Raw genomic sequence first — 17,318 nt, 5'->3', positions numbered from 1 at the left:
GATTTATGAAATATCCTGTTGTTGCTTCTGATTTGGATGGTACGCTTTTATCTCCCAATCATGATTTGACCTCTTTTACCAAGGAAACGTTGAAACAGTTAGTCGAAACACAAGATATCCATTTTGTGTTTGCAACGGGCCGCCATCATGTGGATGTTGCACAAATTAGAGATGGTTTAGGTATTGATGCTTATATGATCACCTCCAATGGTGCTCGAGTTCACAATACAAAGGGCGAACTGATTTTTAAACATAATGTTGATCCTGACATTGCACATGAATTGTGCTTGATGGACTTCGATAATCCTGATCTTGTGACTAACTATTACAGTGGTGATGACTGGTTTATTAACCGCGAAAGCCCTGAACAAAAAGAGTTTTTCAAAGAATCCGTGTTTCAATATACCTTATTTGAGCGCGATAACTTTGATACTTCTGACGTGTGTAAAGTCTATTACACGAGTGAAGATCACGACTTGTTAGTCGATTTACAAAATCGGATCCGTGAGCGTTGGCAAGACCGCGTCAATGTGACATTTTCATTACGTAGTTGCCTTGAAGTGATGGCTGGAGTGGTCTCTAAAGGTGAAGCGTTGCAACAAGTTGCGGCGTTGCAGGGCTATCAAGTTCATGATTGTATCGCCTTTGGTGATGGGATGAACGATAAAGAAATGCTGACCTTATCAGGTAAAGGCTGCATTATGGAAAATGCTCATCAAATGCTCAAAGATGAATTACCACAACTTGAAATTATTGGCTCTAATGCAGATGATGCGGTAGCAAACTACCTGAGAAAACTGTATCTCACTCATCCTGTTAGTTAACTGACAACACGAAAAAGAGATTATTCCAAATTAGAGGCAAATTATACTGCCTCTAATTATTTATACTCGATATTGGCGTTAACATAGTCAATAGCATCACGGATAAATATTCCTTTATTAAATCGGATTTATATAAAAACATAAAAATAGATTTTATTTTTATTTGAGAAAAATAAAAGAAGGAAGTGTTGTGAGTACGGAAAGCTGGGTCACGCTATTGCAACAGCCCGTGGCCATAGTCAGTCATTCAATACGATTCATGGAATAATCACGCAGAAAATAAATGCGTTATTGCAATAGCGGTTGCATAAAATAAGGGGACAGGTAGAGATACATCGCTTAATACTGTCTTACTGAATGGGTGAGGTTAAACCATACTCATTGATGCGCACTATAAATAATTCTGTCTTATTTTTTAGAGAACAGTCTGTTTTTATTTGACTTGGTCAGGAAATACCTCAGTTTCTATAATAAAAGTAAAAAATGTGCTAAATCAGTAATAAACTCAATTTTCCTATTCTTTCTGTATGAAAGTCGCATTAAACTATGACGAGTCGGCTGTGAGTTTAGGCTATAGTCAAACCGCAGCCTGCCGATAATAATGGATCACACTGTTTTCTCAGTCGGTATTTTGCACTGTTGAGGGTTGTTTAGGATGAAAAAAATTGCGTTAGCGCTCTTATTAGGTTCTGTTTGCTATAGTTCACTGTTACTTGCCACGCCGTCGACAAAATCGGCACCTCCTCAACAGACCATAGAGCAAATTACGCAGTTAGCACAAAAAGGTGATCCAACAGCGCAATACCTTCTAGGTCAGCGCTATTTTAAAGGCAATGGCGTTTCTCAGGACTCAAAAATTGCAGCGGAATGGTTTATTAAAGCAGGTGACCGAGGTAATTCTGATGCACAATTCCAATTAGGTACGATGTATGTGAATGGTTTCGGTGTGCGTCGAGACTACGATAAGGCGATGCTTTGGTATCAACAAGCCGCTAAACAAAATGACACCCGTGCAGAAACCAACATGGCGATGATGTATGCACAAGGGCTTGGTGTCGCACAAGATCTCGAAAAAGCAGCTTATTGGTTTAGGAAAGCAGCGCAAGGTGGCAATGTCATTGCGCAATTCCACATCGGCCAAATGTATTCAATTGGTAGCGGTGTTGATCAGGATAATGAAAAAGCCGTGTTTTGGTTCCGTAAAGCAGCTAAACAGCGTGATGCAAAAGCGCAAGATCGTTTAGGTGTCATGTATTCAGAAGGGAAAGGCGTCAAGAAAAACCTGCAACAGGCTTATGCTTGGCTGGCAACCGCAGTTTATAGTGGTAATAAAGAGAGCCAGAAATTGCAAAATAAAATTGCCGAGCAATTAAATGAAAATGACTTAAAACAAGCACAGCAACTCGCTGAGAATTATATTCAATCCTATGGATCTAAGGCGAGCTGACGAACAGTAAACTCAGTGGGATATGATCCGATATCCCACCATGATAATGATCGATAGCACGAGATAGGCCCAACTCATACGATAAAACCGATTGTATCCCCAGCCTCTACGTACATTTAACTGTAACGCTTTGGTTGATAATTTACTCACCAACATGCGATAAGCCACAATATAGAGTAGGGAAAGCGCTTGCCATAAATAGAGTATATAGACGGCAAATGATTTTCCGACGACTAACAAGATAATCAATGGGATCAGGAAAAAGAGGATCGAGCCAACTTTATCAAATTGAGTGACTCGTAATAAAACCTGCTCATCTTGTGGATCAATAGGTGCTTTCATTTCACTACCTTAAAAATTAGTATCATGGTCAATAACCTAAGTTATTGACCATTAAGTTCTGCGGTTATAGCTCTCCTGATTTACGTGGAGGATTGCGACCTGCAAGATTATTCGTTGCACTTTGTAATGCATTATCACGTATATCCACGCGTGCTTGGAATGGAGGGAATGGCAAGGTAATCCCTTGTTCTGCAAATGCCGCCAATATATTTTGATGGATTTCGTGCCGTGCTGGTAAGCGGTGCCCCATTTCGCCAGCATAGACGCGTAATTCGAAAATCTGAATACCCTGTTGTAAATCGACCAAATAAACTTCAGGATTCGGGTTATCCAATATCATGCTCGAACGTTCAGCCGCGCTGAGAATGATGGAGGTGACTTGCTGGCTGTCTGCATCCGCAGGAGCAGGGATAGTCATAACAATACGTGTGATGGTGTCAGAGAGAGACCAGTTGATAAACTGTTCTGTAATAAAGGCCTTATTGGGCACAATAATTTCTTTTCTATCCCAATCAGTCAGGGTGGTCGCACGGGTGTTAATCTTAGTAATACTACCCGTTAAATTGCGTATGGTGACGGTATCACCAATTCGGATAGGTTTTTCAAACAAGATCATTAGACCGGAAATGATATTGGCAAAGATCTCTTGTAAACCAAAGCCTAACCCAACCCCCATGGCGGCGACTAACCACTGTAATTTCGACCAATCGATCCCCAACATAGAGAAACCAACAATGGTGCCTATGATAGTGAGTGAGTACTTCGTCAGTGTGGTTATGGCATAACCCGTGCCAGGGGTTAAATCTAAATGCTGTAACACCGCTAACTCAAGCAATGCAGGTAAATTTCTGACTAATTGCGTGGTGACAATGATGATCAAGATGGCGATAAAAATCGATCCCATCGTGATTGGTTGCACAGTATCAACACCATTAATGGTAGAGGTGACATCCCACAAGCGAATATTTTCAAGGAACGAAAATGCAGTGTGCAGCTCAGACCACAGCCAAATCAGAGAGACTAAGGCAATCATCGTAAGTATCGAACGTACTAAGCCGACGGATTGTGCGCTGATCGCATCAAGGTCAATCACTTGCTCATCAATATCAATACTACCTTCTCCACTGGCGTTTGGCTGTTGTGAGTCATCCTCTCCTTTTGCCCGCTGGGCTAAGATGTCTGCACGACGCTGTTTGGCGCGTTCAAAGGCGAGTTTACGACGCTGAATTGACATCCAACGGCGGATAGTATGATAGATAATTAATAACACAAACCAGATGGCAACCGAGGTTTCTAAACGACCGAGCAGGGCTTGAGAGGTTGAAAAATACCCTAACAGAGAGAAAAAAGCAGCGACGACTGGTGCACCGAGTAGCATCCACCATAATGCCTTGTTGATGAGATTATCGCCTGAGCCATGTCTATCAAGGTAGAGTGGAACGTGTGTGCGACGCAAGTTATTGGTCATTAAACTCAATGCAAAGCATAGTAACAAGAAACAGAAGCGACCAATGGTTGAGGCGAATTCTCTGTCACTGTAATACTCAAAAGTAATCAGCGCCATCATCAAGGGGACAATAACGAAAATAGCGAGGCGATAGTAACGCATCGCACGTTTTACGGCATCTTTATCCCAGCCGAAGTGTGCAATAAATAACCCTGTGGGGCGAGAGAAGGTTTCACTGATCATAAACAGCCATAGCACCGGTGTCGTCGCGCTGACGCCATAACCTATCGCCGCCGCCATCGGGTATTGCCATGCACTTTGTAACCCGTAGCCAATGGCGGACCACATCATCGGGAGTGGTAGCGCCACAATGATAGACCAAAAAATGGTTCGTACAGTGAGGTAAAAATGGTCTTGGGTGACTTTACCAATACGTAAGCTAGCGCGATCAAGAAAATCCTGATAATGCTTACGAGTGCTGATACTGAAGATAACTAAAATGATTGAGCCGAGCAGATACAAAAAAGTATCTTGGGTCGTCAGCATCACCTTTAAGGCACCGGTCAGTTGCGATAAGGTGTCTAAAGAGAGCAACTGGGTAATATCAGTGATCAATAAGACAGGATAGTGAAGCGTTACTGGCGGTGCGTCAGCGACCCAAAACAGATAACGGTGTGAGGCATCTTTTACATCTTTCAATGCATCGGTGAGCTGGCTAGTGGCTACGTTTAATTTCGTTAGCTCAAGCATTTCAGTATCAAAGCCTGAAATCAGTGCCGTGAGCAGCTCTTTACGCGTTTTGATCAGCGATGAATAAACTTGTGCTTGTGCTGGGCTTAAATTATTTTCAGTTTCTTGTGTGGCAGTATCCAGCTTGGATAGCCGATCAAGCATGTCTTCATAGTTTAGCCTTTGCACACGTAAGTCAGCCATATCACGGTTAAGCTGTTGGCTTTTAGGGATCTCAGGTAGGCGTGATAGCTGAGTGCGTAAGGCTTCTCCTAACGTACTTGAACCATCAAGCCATTGTGCTTGTTCACGAATAGTGGTGAGTGCTTGGCGTGCATCTTGGATACCCGAGGAAATTTCTGCTTGGCTAGTACTGATATTGTTCATGCGAACCGCTTGGTCAGTTAGCTCTTGTGACAATTTGCGGTTAATATCAATTTGTTCTTTTAGAAAAGGGGTCAGCTCGCCTTGCTCAGCCAGCATTTCAGTATGCTCAAGGGCTAATACGGCTTTTTGCTGACGTAACGTGTTTTGCACTTCACGCAATTTTTGCAGTTCAAGTTCTAGCCGGTTGTAGCGTTTTTTATTGATCTCTAATGTGACACGGGAAATCTCTTGGCGGTTATTGGCTGATAACTGTGCCATTTCCAATTCATTAACTTCGGATTTGCGAGCACTTACTTCTGCTTGAGCAAGGATTGACTGCGCTTCCGCTAATGGTGTCGAGGGCGTACTTAGCGATTGTAAACGAAAAGCCGCTTCAGAAAGCAAGCGTCGTGACTCTGACAACTGCTTGGGAAGCGCACTGAGTGACTCACTAATCTCACGTCCTTTATCTTGTTCTTGCTGAGTTTTTCTTCCTTGTTCAAGTAGTTGGCTACTGACTTGAATAATTTGTTGTTCAAGCTCAGACAAACTGATATTGGCAGGGATAGCCGGTGGCTCATCACTTTCATTGAGTAATTCTTGCCTTAACCCTTTAATAATTTTAGGGAAATTATCAATGGCGTCTTGGTAAGACTTGGCTCTAGCATCCGCTTCATTGGCTTCACTGATCCAGTTGAGAGCGCCTTGTAAAGCTTGCGCTATCTCCGCATCTTTGGGATTTTTGCTCGGATCTAGTTGAGACAGCTCCTGCTTAATCTGTGCTTCATTTAGCGTGGTATTAGGAGCCCCAGCCGCAGAAAAGGCGATTAGCAGGCTGAAAAAAAAACTGATAATCAAGCGCACAGTCGGGAGCTCCTTCAAATCATTAATTGAGTATTACTGAGTTTCTGTTTGTTCAGCGGTAGCCGCCGCTAAAGTGTCATTTGAGACCGTTTCAGCCAATAGCTCACCCATACGGGTAGCATAACCTGGGATCAGTGAAGAATTGAAACGGATTGTATTAGCTTCGAACAGGTTGATAACGGTTGAGCCAAGTTTGAAACGACCCATTTCCTCGCCTTTTTTCAGGAATACCGCATTTTCAGTTAATTGGTCTGGATAAGTCCAACGCTGAATAATACCTTGGCGTTGATCATTAACGCAGCCACTCCAGACGGTTTCAATACTACCGACAATTGTTGCACCAACTAAAATTTGTACCATCAGACCTATCTCGGTTTTAAACACACAAATCAGGCGCTCATTACGTGCAAATAAATTCGGTACATTGGCGGCAGTGAGTGGGTTCACAGAGAAAAGATCCCCAGGAACATAAATCATTTCGGTTAATAAGCCATCACAAGGCATATGAACACGGTGATAATCACTTGGAGATAAGTAAGTGGTAATAAAGTCGCCGTGACGAAATTTTTCTGCCAACTGATAGTTACCCGCCAGTAAAGCTTCCACCGTATAATTGTGACCTTTGGCTTGGAAAATGTGACCGTCTTGAATTGGGCCTAATTGGCTGACAGCGCCATCAGCAGGTTGGGCTAATTGATGTTGACCTTCAACCAATGGACGAACTTCGTCTTTCAATGGCCGTACAAAAAAATCATTAAACGTGGCATAAGCGGTGAATTCGCTTTTTTGTGCTTCACTCATATCCACTTTATAGGCTTTAGCAAATAGTTTTATGGCCCACTGAGTGATGAAGCCAGCTTGCTTGTTGGCAAACCAGCCCGCAAGTTGTGTAAGACCTTGTTTTGGTAATAAATATTGTAAACGTATTTTAATCTTATCTAGCACGTTAACCTCAAATTCGAAAAGGCCAGTTAGCAAAAAGGCGTTATTGTACCTTTGCTTTTTTAAATAGGCTATTTTGTTTCGATGGGCTTAAAAATCTTTACCTTTAGCCTGTGCGTCCATAAAAAAATGTAAGCACACACTTACGTTTTAAGCCGGTTTATTTCTCTTTCCCCGTGAAATTACCACGCGGTTTCACTTGCTCCATGCTTTCTAAAATACGGTGGTAATTTTCAAAGCGTGATTCCGCGATTTTCCCATCTTCTGTTGCTTCACGCAGTAGGCAGCCGGGATCATCCAAATGTTTACAATCTCGGAACTTACAGCCACCTAAATAATCTTTAAATTCGACAAATCCTTTGGTGACTTGTTCCGTTGAAAGGTGCCATAAGCCAAATTCACGTACGCCCGGAGAGTCGATAACGTCACCTCCATGAGGGAAGTGATACAAGCGCGCCGTTGTTGTCGTGTGTTGGCCCAACCCCGAGGTGTCAGACACTTCATTTACTAAAATAGCTTCCTCATTATGTGGTAATAATGCATTCAGTAAACTGGATTTACCCACGCCGGACTGCCCCACAAAGACCGATATTTTGCCTTCTAATAAGTTAGTGAGCGCTTCCATTCCTTCGTTGGTATGACTGGATACCTCGAGGACTTGGTAGCCAATATCGCGATAAATCGTCATCAGCTCACTGACCCATTCGCGGTTCTCTTGGTCTAACAGGTCAATTTTATTCAGAACAATAATTGGTTGAATACCAACGGTTTCACAAGCCACTAAATAGCGGTCAATAATATTGAGAGAAAGTTCCGGTAGGATTGCCGAAACCACCACGATTTGGTCAATATTCGCAGCAATGGGTTTCAGCCCGTCATAATAGTCAGGTCGTGTTAAGACTGAGCGGCGCTCATGAACCGCTTCGACAATGCCGTTCACCTTGTTATCTGTTTGCGTATTCAGTGCCGGGCGCCAAACAACACGGTCGCCAGTCACAAGAGACGAGATAGTGCGGCGCAAGTTACAACGCTGCAATGTACCGTCATTGGCTTCAATATCAGCATGTTGTCCAAACCGGCTGATAACTAGCCCTTCTTGTGCCTCTCCTAGTTGACTATCATCAATTTCAGTGACATTTTGTTTTTTCAGTCTTTTTTGATGATTTGCCTGCACGCGGCGCTGCTGGCCTTTTGACAATTTCTGCTTAGCCACCTGACCTCTCTTGATATTGTTGGCTGAGTTTTTTTGTTTGCTTCATTGAGTGGATCGCGTCGATACCTCAAACGCGCTATCATACACGAATTCCACCGGATCAAGTTAGGGTATATGATGCAAAAGAATGAGAATAATTTAATCTGGATCGATTTAGAAATGACCGGTCTCGATCCTGAGCGTGACCGTATTATCGAAATCGCGACTATTGTTACGGACAGTCAACTTAATATTTTAGCACAAGGTCCTGTCATTGCGATTCATCAAACACAAGCGCAATTGGATTTGATGGACGAATGGAATGTCAATACGCATACAGGAAGTGGATTAGTTGAACGTGTTAAAAGCAGTACGTTCAGTGAACATGACGCTGAATTAGCGACGATTGCTTTCTTAGAGCAGTGGGTGCCAAAAGGCGCTTCACCAATTTGTGGTAATAGTGTTGGTCAAGATCGTCGTTTTTTATTTCGCTATATGCCTGAATTAGAAAGTTATTTCCATTATCGCTACCTTGATGTCAGCACATTAAAAGAGCTAGCTCGTCGTTGGAAACCGGAAATACTGGGGGGATTTACGAAAAAAGGTACCCATCAAGCATTAGATGATATTCGTGAATCCATTGCTGAATTAGCCTATTACCGCGAAACTTTTATTAAATAAAGCCGATTAGACCAGGCGATTAAAAATAGATGGGCCACCGATAAGTGGCCTATTTATGTTAGTAGCTGACCTTCTTTAACTCCTCGTTATTGTTGACGTATTCATGACTTATTTTCCTAATAGGATGAAGTGCTGATCTCGCTATTTTTATTCAAAAAAATTGATAAACAAAGCCAAATTTAGTTGCTTTTATTTGCGGTAACTTGAGGTTAAATTAATGGCATAGCAGATAACAAGGGTTATCAAGTCAATTTTAACGATAAAATTAAAGGATAAAAATTATGAACATGATTAAAACATTAACAACAGCTTCATTGTTATCTTTAGTGGCTTTCGGCGCTTCAGCTCAAACGGTTACAGCAACGGGTGACACGCTAGCTTCTACCGAAGCTATGATTGCTCAGAAAGCAAAAGAGGCGGGTGCGGACAGCTACAAAATTACCAGTGCGCGTGTTGGTAATTTCGTGACAATGAGTGCAGATCTCAATAAATAAGCTCTGTTGCTAAGTCGAGTTAACGGAATGCCTATTGAAGGCACTCCGTTGCTTGCGATATTAACTGCTTACCGCTATTTATCTCATCTCTCTTTATCATCAAATGGCTGTCAACATGTCTGTTAGCGTGCTTTATTGTTGAGTGCGTTATGCGGAATAACACAAAAGTAAAAAAGTGTTAACCGATTGAAATCAGAAGGTTACTTTCATCGTTGATAAAATCATCATAATGCCCAATTTATCAGCAAACGAACAAAAAAATGAAAAATTTGCGACAAGGGACTTGCCTGCCGTGCAATTTCTCGTATAATGCGCTCCCCGTACCGATGAAGATTTTTATCTGTACGGTAAAGCAAAAAGATGCAGTTTTGCGGGAATAGCTCAGTTGGTAGAGCACGACCTTGCCAAGGTCGGGGTCGCGAGTTCGAGTCTCGTTTCCCGCTCCAAACTCTCTTAATGTTTTGCTAAAACACTATTTTCGGTCTGCGGGAATAGCTCAGTTGGTAGAGCACGACCTTGCCAAGGTCGGGGTCGCGAGTTCGAGTCTCGTTTCCCGCTCCAATCTCTCTTAGTGTTTTAGTTGCAGTACTCACACCAAATGCGGGAATAGCTCAGTTGGTAGAGCACGACCTTGCCAAGGTCGGGGTCGCGAGTTCGAGTCTCGTTTCCCGCTCCAAAATTCACTGTATTTTCGACGCCATCCACACTCATTTTAAAGCCACAGATCGTTTACCTAAGCAAAAACCGTTATTTATCGATATTGAATATCGTTAACGATATGGCGATTATTCTTTTAAGCCTAAGCGAAAGGCGCTGCCTTGATACGGTTCGGGATCTTTTTAGGATCTTGGGGATTTTTCTGCTTGCATTCATTAGGTTGCCGCCATAGAATAGCCACCCCTTACTGATTGGGGAAATAAATTATTATTTCAAATGTTATAGTTTTGGTTGCGTAGTATACAAAAGATCTATTTTTTGCCGTTTTAGTTAATTTTATTGTTCCAATCTTACATTTTTATAACTTTACTTCTGTTGTGAGTAGCAAAAAGTCGCTTTATTTTAGTTTCCTGCCGTGAATAAGTTATCCACAATCTATTATCGAAACAAAGTCGCTTATAAGTCTCTGTAATACTTTATTACACAGAGTTATCCACAGGATGTGTCTGTGAGTATTTTTACATAATTGAAAAAATAATTTCCAAGAGTTATTAATTATCTTATTGAATTTAAAGTATAAAAAAATTTGCTGAAAATGTGGGTGTCATAACTTGCAAATCCTTTAACCATTGTCAGTTAAGCAATTTTTTATTTTATTCACACGAGGTTGACTTTTGTCTATTTAGGATATAATGACGTATTATTTTTAAGCGTCTCTAGGCAAACCTTTAGATATGGCACGTACAAGGCGTTTCTGTTGTGAAGTTTGAATAGTCACTTGGTTTTCTTCTCTACGATTCAATTGTTGTTGTATCGCCCATTGGACATGTTCATCTAGCATTTCCCCCATGCCTAAGCGGGAACGTAAAGCGATGACGATATTGTCTTGATAAGGCGCATTTCCCAATGCCACACTGATGTTTCTTAGCCATTTCAGGTAACCAATTCGGCGAATTGCAGAGCCTTCAGTGACTTTTAAAAAAGTGGCTTCATCCCAACTAAAGAGATCGAGAAGCTCCGGTGTGTGTAGCACCCGTCTTGGGCTGAAATCCTCTTCGTCAGTTAATTGAGAAAAACGATTCCAAGGACAAATTAATTGGCAATCATCACAACCGTAGATACGGTTTCCCATTAGGGGGCGAAACGCTTCTGGGATTGGGCCGTCCAGTTCAATTGTGAGGTAAGAAATACAGCGGCGAGCATCCACAACGTATGGTTCAACAATTGCCCCCGTCGGACAAGTTGTCATACAGGCAACACAACGGCCACATTGCTCCTCAACGGGCTGATCGACAGGAAGGGGTAAGTTGACCAGCAATTCACCGAGAAAAAACCAGGATCCAGCTTCACGATTGAGGATCAACGAATGTTTACCCGTCCAGCCCAAACCGGCTTTGACGGCGAGTGGACGTTCTAAGATGGGAGCAGAATCAACAAAAGGGCGAAAATTGAGTTCTTCTGAACAGGTGTGTTCTCGACAATAGGCTAAAATACGGTCACTCAGCATTTTTAAGCGTTTTTTAAGTAGCTTGTGATAATCTCTACCTAAGGCATAACGGCTAATGTACCCCAGTTTAGGGTCATTGAGAGTGCTCGCAAAAGCGGCTTTTGCAGGAAGGTAATTCATACGTACACTAATGACGCGCAATGTGCCAGGGTGTAACTCATGTGGCCTTGCTCGCATCATTCCATGGCGTTCCATCCACGCCATATCGCCATGATACTGTTTATCCAGCCATGCCTGCAATTTTGGTTCTTCTAACGAAAGGTCAGTGTCACAAATACCGACTTGCTGGAAGCCAATTTCTACTCCCCATTGCTTGATATTTTGAGCGAGAAGGTTGAGATCAAGAAGTGTTGCCATGAGATTTTATCGTGATACTAGGCTATATACCTTGCTAAGCGTTATTGACGTTTGGTGGTCTGTTTGTCTGTGAATGCATCTTATTTGAGTGAGACCCCAAATACCGTGTTCAGTCATCTAAGCTGGACGCCCTCCATTTCTTGAGAACTTTATCATGGCTAGGTGAATTCACAAAATATCGACTTGTTAATCTCGTTGTGTGATTAAGTTCGATGACTAATTTAATATCCATGATGCCAATATTTCTGTAATGTTATTTAAGAAAAATGGATCGGCTTGAGTTAATATAGTCGTTAATATCAACATTGATCTGTTTTTTCCTTACTATAGCTGATTGAATAATTCATGAAAGAACGCATATTACAACTTGCCAACGAAGAGCAAACCGTGGCACTAGGGCGTGCAGTTGCACAGGCCTGCAAACAAGGTGCAGTGATTAACTTGTATGGCGATCTTGGGGCAGGTAAAACAACGTTTAGTCGAGGTTTTTTGCAGGCATTAGGGCATCAAGGTCATGTGAAAAGCCCGACTTACACACTGGTTGAGCCTTATGATCTCCCTGAGCGACAAGTTTTTCATTTTGATCTTTATCGTTTAGCCGACCCAGAAGAATTGGAATTTATGGGGATCCGTGACTATTTTTCCCCTGAGTCGATCTGCCTAGTTGAATGGCCTCAACAAGGTAAAGGTTTTCTACCTGAGGCGGACTTGGAACTTCATTTGACCTATCAGGATAAAGGACGTCAGGCTCACTTGATTGCTTTTTCTGCAAATGGGGAGTCGTTGTTAGAAGAACTACCCGCTCTTTAAGGATATATTGCTCATGACGAATGCATTACCAAGAAAAATAACCGATAGGCGCATTGCTTCCTACTTATTACTATTGATGATTTTTGCGCTCTGTCTCGTTGCACGGCCTGTTCAGGCAGCAACGTTAGCGAACATTCAAGTAGATAACAGCCCATCAAGTGCACAGGTCACACTCTCCTTTGCTGGAGGTAACCCTGACTACAAATATTTTCCCCTGCATTCGCCAGAGCGTCTCGTCATTGATATTAAACAAAATGGCGAAATTATGGGTTTACCGATGAAACTCCCTGCGGGTGATTTAGTGAAAGTTGTTCGCACGAGTCAGCCACCGGATAGTCGGCATAAACGTATTGTTTTGGAGCTGACAAAAGCAGCCAAGGTACAAACGTCGCTGAAACAAGTTTCTGGTCAATATCAAGTGGTGTTTAGCCTTTCGACAGGGAAAGGTGGGACATCTGCACCGTCGAATAACATAACTCAACCAGTACAGGCCGTTGGCAATAATAGTGCACAGGATAAGCCGTTAAAAATGAACGCGGCGGGACAACAAAAAACGCCTGTACCAGTGCAAGCCAATAAAACGATGCCAAAAGGTGCTAAACAGGTGGTGATTGCAATTGATGCGGGCCATGGTGGTAAAGACCCCGGTGCGATAGGTAAAAATGGTTATCGTGAAAAAGATGTTACCTTGAGTGTGGCGCGCAAACTGTATGCCAAATTGGCGGCAGACCCCATGTTTAAGCCGGCAATGACCCGTGACGGTGATTATTTTATTTCAGTGAGTGGCCGTTCTGATGTTGCACGTAAGAAAGGCGCCAATATGTTAGTGTCTATTCATGCTGACTCCGCGCCAAACAGCAGTGCGAGAGGGGCATCGGTATGGGTTCTTTCTAATCGTCGTGCTAACAGTGAATTAGGTAACTGGCTTGAGCAGCGCGAAAAACAATCTGAATTATTAGGTGGAGCTGGTGATGCCTTAAGTGGTGCGGATCCTTATTTGAGCCAAGCGGTCCTTGATTTGCAATTTGGTCATTCACAGCGAGTGGGGTATGACGTTGCCGTCCAAGTGATTAAACAACTCAGAAAAGTTGGCAATATTCATAAACGTAGCCCTGAGCATGCCAGTTTAGGCGTACTGCGTTCGCCGGATATTCCTTCAATTTTGGTTGAAACAGGGTTCATTAGTAATAGTGCGGAAGAACAATTGCTAAAATCAGACGCTTATCAAGAGCAAGTTGCTGAAGCAATTCATCAAGGTTTGCGCCAATATTTCCTAGCAAACCCTCTGCAAGCCGCACCTAATTAAGAGGTGATAGCGATGGCGATCCAGATTCTTTCCCCTCAACTTGCTAACCAGATTGCTGCTGGAGAGGTAGTGGAGCGTCCTGCCTCGGTTGTTAAAGAGTTAGTTGAAAATAGCTTAGATGCTGGTGCAACACGCATTGATATTGATATTGAGCGTGGTGGGGAGAAATTAATTCGTATTCGCGATAATGGTAATGGCATCAGTAAAGATGAATTAGTTTTGGCTTTAGCACGTCATGCAACCAGTAAGATAGCGACATTAGATGATCTTGAAGCCATTATGAGTATGGGCTTTCGAGGGGAAGCGCTGGCCAGTATTAGTTCAGTTTCACGCTTAACGTTAACGTCAAAGCCCGCGGAACAATCCGAAGCATGGCAAGCGTATGCGGAAGGGCGGGATATGACGGTGACGGTAAAGCCTGCTGCTCACCCAAACGGCACTACGGTAGAAGTGCTTGATCTGTTTTATAACACCCCCGCTCGCCGCAAATTTATGCGTACTGAGAAAACGGAATTTGGTCATATCGACGAAATTGTGCGACGTATTGCACTTTCTCGGCCTGACGTAGCGATTAATTTGAATCATAACGGTAAACTTGTTAAGCAATACCGAGCGGCTCATGATGAAGTGCAACAAGAACGTCGATTAGCAACGGTTTGTGGAACAGGGTTTATGCAAGGCGCATTGGCAATCGCGTGGGAGCACGGCGATCTCGGTATAAAAGGCTGGGTAGTCTCCCCTGACAATACGCTTTCTGTCAGTGATATTCAGTACTGTTATGTGAATGGCCGCATGATGCGAGATAGGTTAATCAATCATGCTATTCGTCAAGCTTATGAAGGACACCTTGATGATAATCAACAGCCTGCTTATGTCCTTTACTTGACCATAGATCCTCAACAAGTTGATGTGAATGTGCATCCTGCTAAGCATGAGGTGCGTTTTCATCAAGCTCGCTTAGTCCATGATTTTATTTATCAAGGGGTTCGGACAGCATTGTTGAATGCTCATGGCGCCGATGAATTGCCTGGCATTGAGCCTGTTACGCATGAATTAGCCAATCGGACTTCCGCAGGTGATAATTATTTTTCATCACCAACAGGTTTTAGTGCGCAGGAAAATAAACAAGCGGCCTATACTCAAGAAGAACGCGAACAAGAGCATGATGAGCAATCAAAAAAAGCGCGTTTTACGCCATCACTATCGGCCCAGCCAGCGGTATCAGTCAATCGTGATATTCAAGGAAAAAGCGCTTATTCCCCTTCTTCCTCAAATTATGACCGAAAAGCAGGGCAGTTATATCAGGCGTTAATGTCGGTTCCTGTGGCTGAAGAGGATAAAAAACCATTATTTCCGGCTCGACAACCACTAGATGTTTCAACAATTTCTTCCCAATCAGTCGCAGAAAATGCCAACAACTTCACATTTGGCAAAGTATTGACAATTTACGCAAAAAACTTTGCATTAATTGAGTCTTCATTAGGGCTAATCCTGTTATCCTTAACAGAAGCAAATTATTTGCTGAAGTTGGCTCAATTATCACCAAAGGGTGAAGCGTTGAAACCTCAGCCATTATTGATCCCGTTAAAATTATCATTGAGTGCTGATGAAATTGCGGTTTTTCAACGTAACAAGGAACAATTGACATTATTTGGTGTTGAAGCCACGATATCTCATGGAAAAGTAACTATTCATGCGGTATCGTTACCGCTAAGAACACAAAATTTATCTCAGCTTTTTTCAGGTTTGCTGAATTTTTTGTCGACAAAAGAGCATGTCTCTCATCAAGATATTGCTCAATGGCTTGCAAAAACAGTTTCTCGAGAAAAAATGCAAGAAAGCTGGAGCTTAGCACAAGCAGTTCAGTTACTCGCTGATGTTGAGCGGCTTTGTCCACAGTATGTCAAAAAGCCGTCACCAACATTATTACAATTAATTAATTTACAACCCGTGGTAGCTACACTAACAAATGAGTGAACTGTTAACTCAGAAAAAACCGAATGCTATATTCCTGATGGGGCCGACAGCCTCCGGTAAGACCGCGTTGGCAATTGCTTTGCGTCAACACTTGCCTGTGGAGATAATCAGTGTCGATTCGGCGTTGATCTACCGTGGTATGGATATCGGTACAGCGAAGCCAAATGCAGAGGAACTTAGTCAAGCCCCTCACCATCTGATCGATATTCTCGATCCTTCTTTGCCGTATTCCGCCGCCGATTTCCGGCGAGACGCATTAAATGTAATGGAGGAGATTACTTCTCAAGGTAAAATTCCATTACTGGTGGGTGGCACAATGCTTTATTTTAAGGCGTTGTTAGAAGGGCTTTCACCATTGCCTTCAGCGGATCCTGCTATCCGTGCTGAGATTGAAGATATTGCACAGCAACACGGATGGGCTGACATTCACCGTCGTTTAGCTGAGGTTGATCCGGTTGCGGCGGCTAGGATTCATCCTAATGATCCGCAAAGATTATCTCGAGCTTTAGAGGTATATCTCATTTCAGGGAAAACTTTGACTGAAATGACTCAAACAGCGGGTGAAGAATTACCTTATAATGTGTTTCAGTTTGCTATTGCGCCTCAAGATCGTAAAATTTTACATCAGCGCATTGAACAACGCTTTCATCAGATGTTAGATGCTGGATTTGAAGAGGAAGTTAGAGCGCTTTATAACAGAGGTGACCTCCATGTTGACTTGCCCTCTATCCGTTGTGTGGGATATCGACAAATGTGGTCTTATCTGGAAGGCGAAACAGATTATGATGAAATGGTTTATCGGGGAATTTGTGCAACACGCCAATTGGCAAAACGTCAAATTACCTGGTTGAGAAGCTGGGAAAATGTTCACTGGCTAGATAGTGAACAACCACAGCTAGCGCTTAAGTCTGTTATGCAGGTTATATGTGCATAGAGCCAAGGTTTGTGTACAATTAGAATGTTAAGCGCAATTTTTGAGTAGTTACTTTTTGGAATCGAAAGATTCTCATTTAAAAACAACAAAATAAGGAAAACATAGAATGGCTAAGGGGCAATCTTTGCAAGATCCGTTCCTGAACGCATTACGTCGTGAAAGGGTTCCGGTCTCAATTTATTTGGTTAACGGCATCAAATTGCAGGGTCAGATTGAATCTTTTGACCAGTTTGTCATTTTACTAAAAAACACGGTTAGCCAGATGGTTTATAAGCATGCTATCTCTACCGTTGTCCCTGCTCGTCCTGTTTCTCATCATAGCGGTAGTGCTGCTGGTGGGGCAGGTAATGGCAATTATAACACTGGTGCTCCTACTCAACAGGATGGCGAAGCCGCTGAGTAAGGCCAGTTGTGCGTTAAAATTCAAGGAAAACATAGGTAG

14 protein-coding genes and 3 tRNA genes are annotated in these 17,318 nt (G+C 42.7%); 12 read left to right on the top strand and 5 right to left on the bottom strand.

The window, feature by feature from the left end; genetic code table 11:
• Positions 1–5 precede the first annotated feature (5 nt).
• Together yigL and P2E05_RS18665 are read left to right on the top strand one after the other, a co-directional pair.
• Entirely contained in the window at positions 6–824 is an 819-nt protein-coding gene (gene yigL, locus P2E05_RS18670; RefSeq protein ID WP_272657853.1) for a sugar/pyridoxal phosphate phosphatase YigL, read from the top strand.
• 655 nt (positions 825–1,479) lie between these two features.
• Complete coding sequence (locus P2E05_RS18665; RefSeq protein ID WP_154624513.1) at positions 1,480–2,271, top strand: tetratricopeptide repeat protein; 792 nt, start codon at positions 1,480–1,482, stop codon at positions 2,269–2,271.
• 12 nt (positions 2,272–2,283) lie between these two features.
• Here the strand turns inward: P2E05_RS18665 and P2E05_RS21800 are convergent, their stop codons facing one another.
• From P2E05_RS21800 to rsgA, 4 genes are all read right to left on the bottom strand, one after another.
• Positions 2,284–2,613 (bottom strand): hypothetical protein, encoded by a 330-nt coding sequence (locus P2E05_RS21800; RefSeq protein WP_154624512.1) that lies wholly within the window; start codon positions 2,611–2,613, stop codon positions 2,284–2,286.
• Positions 2,614–2,677: 64 nt separating this feature from the next.
• Positions 2,678–6,019 carry a miniconductance mechanosensitive channel MscM gene (gene mscM, locus P2E05_RS18655; protein WP_163863237.1) on the bottom strand — a complete coding sequence of 1,114 codons (3,342 nt, stop codon included), beginning with the start codon at positions 6,017–6,019 and terminating at the stop codon, positions 2,678–2,680.
• A 33-nt stretch (positions 6,020–6,052) separates the two neighbouring features.
• Positions 6,053–6,964, bottom strand: a complete 912-nt coding sequence (gene asd / locus P2E05_RS18650; protein ID WP_247046951.1) for an archaetidylserine decarboxylase — start codon at positions 6,962–6,964, stop codon at positions 6,053–6,055.
• 157 nt (positions 6,965–7,121) lie between these two features.
• Positions 7,122–8,174: a small ribosomal subunit biogenesis GTPase RsgA gene (gene rsgA / locus P2E05_RS18645; protein WP_163863233.1), complete on the bottom strand. Its 1,053-nt coding sequence runs from the start codon at positions 8,172–8,174 to the stop codon at positions 7,122–7,124.
• Between the two features lie 117 nt (positions 8,175–8,291).
• Here rsgA and orn point away from each other — a divergent pair, with 117 nt between their 5' ends.
• From orn to P2E05_RS18620, 5 genes are all read left to right on the top strand, one after another.
• Positions 8,292–8,834: an oligoribonuclease gene (gene orn, locus P2E05_RS18640; RefSeq protein WP_154624509.1), complete on the top strand. Its 543-nt coding sequence runs from the start codon at positions 8,292–8,294 to the stop codon at positions 8,832–8,834.
• A 281-nt stretch (positions 8,835–9,115) separates the two neighbouring features.
• Positions 9,116–9,328, top strand: a complete 213-nt coding sequence (locus tag P2E05_RS18635; protein ID WP_154624508.1) for a DUF1471 domain-containing protein — start codon at positions 9,116–9,118, stop codon at positions 9,326–9,328.
• Positions 9,329–9,698: 370 nt separating this feature from the next.
• Positions 9,699–9,774: transfer RNA gene (locus tag P2E05_RS18630), tRNA-Gly, on the top strand.
• 39 nt (positions 9,775–9,813) lie between these two features.
• Positions 9,814–9,889, top strand: a tRNA-Gly gene (locus P2E05_RS18625).
• Positions 9,890–9,928: 39 nt separating this feature from the next.
• A tRNA-Gly gene (locus P2E05_RS18620) sits at positions 9,929–10,004 on the top strand.
• 687 nt (positions 10,005–10,691) lie between these two features.
• Here the strand turns inward: P2E05_RS18620 and queG are convergent.
• Positions 10,692–11,849, bottom strand: a complete 1,158-nt coding sequence (gene queG / locus P2E05_RS18615) for a tRNA epoxyqueuosine(34) reductase QueG (protein ID WP_154623469.1) — start codon at positions 11,847–11,849, stop codon at positions 10,692–10,694.
• Positions 11,850–12,194: 345 nt separating this feature from the next.
• Between queG and tsaE the strand changes: the two genes are divergently transcribed.
• The 5 genes from tsaE to hfq all read left to right on the top strand — a co-directional run bounded on the left by tsaE (position 12,195) and on the right by hfq (position 17,279).
• Complete coding sequence (gene tsaE, locus P2E05_RS18610) at positions 12,195–12,659, top strand: tRNA (adenosine(37)-N6)-threonylcarbamoyltransferase complex ATPase subunit type 1 TsaE (protein ID WP_154623468.1); 465 nt, start codon at positions 12,195–12,197, stop codon at positions 12,657–12,659.
• Positions 12,660–12,672: 13 nt separating this feature from the next.
• On the top strand, positions 12,673–13,965 hold the full coding sequence (gene amiB / locus P2E05_RS18605) for an N-acetylmuramoyl-L-alanine amidase AmiB (protein WP_272657851.1): 1,293 nt from the start codon (positions 12,673–12,675) through the stop codon (positions 13,963–13,965).
• 12 nt (positions 13,966–13,977) lie between these two features.
• Positions 13,978–15,942 (top strand): DNA mismatch repair endonuclease MutL, encoded by a 1,965-nt coding sequence (gene mutL, locus P2E05_RS18600; protein ID WP_154623466.1) that lies wholly within the window; start codon positions 13,978–13,980, stop codon positions 15,940–15,942.
• A complete protein-coding gene (gene miaA / locus P2E05_RS18595; protein ID WP_196713723.1) occupies positions 15,935–16,876 on the top strand; it encodes a tRNA (adenosine(37)-N6)-dimethylallyltransferase MiaA in 942 nt (313 codons plus the stop codon). The genes mutL and miaA overlap by 8 nt, the downstream gene beginning before the upstream one ends.
• A 106-nt stretch (positions 16,877–16,982) precedes the next feature.
• A complete protein-coding gene (gene hfq, locus P2E05_RS18590) occupies positions 16,983–17,279 on the top strand; it encodes an RNA chaperone Hfq (protein WP_154623464.1) in 297 nt (98 codons plus the stop codon).
• Positions 17,280–17,318: the final 39 nt, after the last annotated feature.

The sequence above is a fragment of the Providencia stuartii genome (assembly GCF_029277985.1).
Lineage (GTDB): Bacteria > Pseudomonadota > Gammaproteobacteria > Enterobacterales > Enterobacteriaceae > Providencia > Providencia zhejiangensis.
Note: the sequence above shows the minus strand (reverse complement) of the source record. Positions and strands in the feature narration are given on the sequence as shown.

Coding starts and splice junctions, on each gene's coding strand:
- yigL (WP_272657853.1), top strand. CDS start 6: ATGAAATATCCTGTTGTTGCTTCTGATTTGGATGGTACGCTTTTATCT.
- P2E05_RS18665 (WP_154624513.1), top strand. CDS start 1,480: ATGAAAAAAATTGCGTTAGCGCTCTTATTAGGTTCTGTTTGCTATAGT.
- P2E05_RS18635 (WP_154624508.1), top strand. CDS start 9,116: ATGAACATGATTAAAACATTAACAACAGCTTCATTGTTATCTTTAGTG.
- miaA (WP_196713723.1), top strand. CDS start 15,935: ATGAGTGAACTGTTAACTCAGAAAAAACCGAATGCTATATTCCTGATG.
- tsaE (WP_154623468.1), top strand. CDS start 12,195: ATGAAAGAACGCATATTACAACTTGCCAACGAAGAGCAAACCGTGGCA.
- amiB (WP_272657851.1), top strand. CDS start 12,673: ATGACGAATGCATTACCAAGAAAAATAACCGATAGGCGCATTGCTTCC.
- hfq (WP_154623464.1), top strand. CDS start 16,983: ATGGCTAAGGGGCAATCTTTGCAAGATCCGTTCCTGAACGCATTACGT.
- P2E05_RS21800 (WP_154624512.1), bottom strand. CDS start 2,613: ATGAAAGCACCTATTGATCCACAAGATGAGCAGGTTTTATTACGAGTC.
- mutL (WP_154623466.1), top strand. CDS start 13,978: ATGGCGATCCAGATTCTTTCCCCTCAACTTGCTAACCAGATTGCTGCT.
- queG (WP_154623469.1), bottom strand. CDS start 11,849: ATGGCAACACTTCTTGATCTCAACCTTCTCGCTCAAAATATCAAGCAA.
- orn (WP_154624509.1), top strand. CDS start 8,292: ATGCAAAAGAATGAGAATAATTTAATCTGGATCGATTTAGAAATGACC.